At 52.8% G+C, this 740-nt stretch carries 1 protein-coding gene; it reads right to left on the bottom strand.

Annotated elements, in window-relative coordinates; all coding sequences use genetic code 11:
* Positions 1 to 20 precede the first annotated feature (20 nt).
* Complete coding sequence (locus C6A40_RS24810) at positions 21 to 725, bottom strand: IS6-like element IS26 family transposase (RefSeq protein WP_001067855.1); 705 nt, start codon at positions 723 to 725, stop codon at positions 21 to 23.
* Positions 726 to 740: the final 15 nt, after the last annotated feature.

Raw genomic sequence — 740 nt, 5'->3', positions numbered from 1 at the left:
TTTTGTCTTATTCAAAGGCCTTACATTTCAAAAACTCTGCTTACCAGGCGCATTTCGCCCAGGGGATCACCATAATAAAATGCTGAGGCCTGGCCTTTGCGTAGTGCACGCATCACCTCAATACCTTTGATGGTGGCGTAAGCCGTCTTCATGGATTTAAATCCCAGCGTGGCGCCGATTATCCGTTTCAGTTTGCCATGATCGCATTCAATCACGTTGTTCCGGTACTTAATCTGTCGGTGTTCAACGTCAGACGGGCACCGGCCTTCGCGTTTGAGCAGAGCAAGCGCGCGACCATAGGCGGGCGCTTTATCCGTGTTGATGAATCGCGGGATCTGCCACTTCTTCACGTTGTTGAGGATTTTACCCAGAAACCGGTATGCAGCTTTGCTGTTACGACGGGAGGAGAGATAAAAATCGACAGTGCGGCCCCGGCTGTCGACGGCCCGGTACAGATACGCCCAGCGGCCATTGACCTTCACGTAGGTTTCATCCATGTGCCACGGGCAAAGATCGGAAGGGTTACGCCAGTACCAGCGCAGCCGTTTTTCCATTTCAGGCGCATAACGCTGAACCCAGCGGTAAATCGTGGAGTGATCGACATTCACTCCGCGTTCAGCCAGCATCTCCTGCAGCTCACGGTAACTGATGCCGTATTTGCAGTACCAGCGTACGGCCCACAGAATGATGTCACGCTGAAAATGCCGGCCTTTGAATGGGTTCATGTGCAGCTCCATCAG

The sequence above is a fragment of the Enterobacter sp. GER_MD16_1505_Eko_090 genome (assembly GCF_003331015.1).
Lineage (GTDB): Bacteria > Pseudomonadota > Gammaproteobacteria > Enterobacterales > Enterobacteriaceae > Enterobacter > Enterobacter roggenkampii.
The sequence above is the reverse complement of the archived record's forward strand: the minus strand, read 5'-3'. Positions and strand labels throughout refer to the sequence as shown.

Excerpts from the sequence above, each read along its gene's own strand:
- C6A40_RS24810 (WP_001067855.1), bottom strand. The coding sequence starts at position 725 with ATGAACCCATTCAAAGGCCGGCATTTTCAGCGTGACATCATTCTGTGG.